The 1348-nt window shown below is 71.9% G+C and carries 2 protein-coding genes; both read left to right on the top strand.

Annotated elements, in window-relative coordinates; genetic code table 11:
• Window positions 1–275: 275 nt before the first annotated feature.
• Window positions 276–968, top strand: coding sequence for an oxidoreductase (locus tag FrCorBMG51_RS35025; protein ID WP_476742206.1), 693 nt, complete (start codon window positions 276–278; stop codon window positions 966–968).
• On the top strand, window positions 866–1330 hold the full coding sequence (locus FrCorBMG51_RS35020; RefSeq protein WP_157180573.1) for a beta/alpha barrel domain-containing protein: 465 nt from the start codon (window positions 866–868) through the stop codon (window positions 1328–1330). The genes FrCorBMG51_RS35025 and FrCorBMG51_RS35020 overlap by 103 nt, the downstream gene beginning before the upstream one ends.
• Window positions 1331–1348 lie beyond the last annotated feature (18 nt).

The following is a 1348-nucleotide window of genomic DNA, read 5'->3' as shown; positions in this document are numbered from 1 at the left end:
GAGCCGATCGGCGCGGCGGTCCCGCGGGGGCCCGCTGAGCGCCCGCGGAATGTGGACGCCGCGAAAACCCGTTCAAACATCGGACCTGCCCGCGCCACAGGCGTACCCATACCCGTGACCTGGATCACCTGAGTCGGGATCGGGTGCGTGGAGCGGGACCATCGGAGTGCGAGAGGAGACTGTGCGTGACGTCGACGCAGGATACGACCCGGGTGGCGCAGGCCCTGGGACGGCCGTTCACGGTCGGTGATCTGACTGTGGCGAACCGGATCGTCATGGCGCCCATGACCCGCCAGTTCTCCCCGGACGGCGTGCCCGGTGACGATGTCGCGGCCTACTACGCCCGCCGGGCGGCCAGCGACGTAGGGCTGATCATCACCGAGGGCACCTACGTCAACCACGCCTCGGCCGGCAGCAGCGAACGGGTCCCCCGGTTCCACGGCGCGGACCAGCTCGCCGGCTGGGCCCGAGTGGCGGAGGCTGTGCACCGGGCCGGCGGCCGGATCATCCCGCAGCTGTGGCACGTCGGCGCGACCCGCGCCGCGGGTGCCCCACCCGTCCCCGACGCCCCGCCGGTCGGCCCGTCCGGCCTGGCACTGGACGGGACGCCCACCGGCCGCGCGATGACCCAGGCGGATCTCGACGACGTGGTACGGGCCTTCGCCGACGCGGCAGCGGACGCCGAACGCCTCGGCTTCGACGGCATCGAGCTGCACGGCGCCCACGGGTACCTCATCGACCAGTTCCTCTGGGACACCACCAACCGGCGCGACGACGCCTACGGCGGGGACATCGTCTCCCGGACCAGGTTCGCCGCGGAGATCGTGGCGGCCTGCCGCCACGCNTGGCGGCCTGCCGCCACGCGGTGTCACCGGGCTTCCCCGTCTTCTTCCGTCTGTCCCAGTGGAAGTCCGGCAACTACGACGCCAGGCTCGCGCAGCACCCCGAGGACCTCGACCGCCTGCTGACCCCGCTGGTCGACGCCGGCGTGGACGTCTTTCACGCGTCAACGCGCCGGTACTGGCTGCCGGAGTTCACCGGCTCACCGCTCAACCTGGCCGGCTGGGTCAGGAAACTCACCGGCAGGGCCACGGTGACGGTCGGCTCGGTCGGCCTGGACACCGAGTTCGGGCAGGCCTTCATTCCGGACAGCCGGTCCGGTGTCGACACCATCGACGCCCTGCTGGAACGGCTCGAGCGGGACGAGTTCGACCTCGTCGCGGTCGGCCGCGCCCTGCTGGCCGACCCCGAATGGGCCACGAAAATCCTGAACGGACGCGTCGAGGCGTTGGCCCCCTTCCACAACGACGCGCTCAAGACGCTGCGGTGAGGACAGCCGCCGCCGGCC

The sequence above is a fragment of the Protofrankia coriariae genome (genome assembly GCF_001017755.1).
Classification (GTDB): domain Bacteria; phylum Actinomycetota; class Actinomycetes; order Frankiales; family Frankiaceae; genus Protofrankia; species Protofrankia coriariae.
The sequence above is the reverse complement of the archived record's forward strand: the minus strand, read 5'-3'. Positions and strand labels throughout refer to the sequence as shown.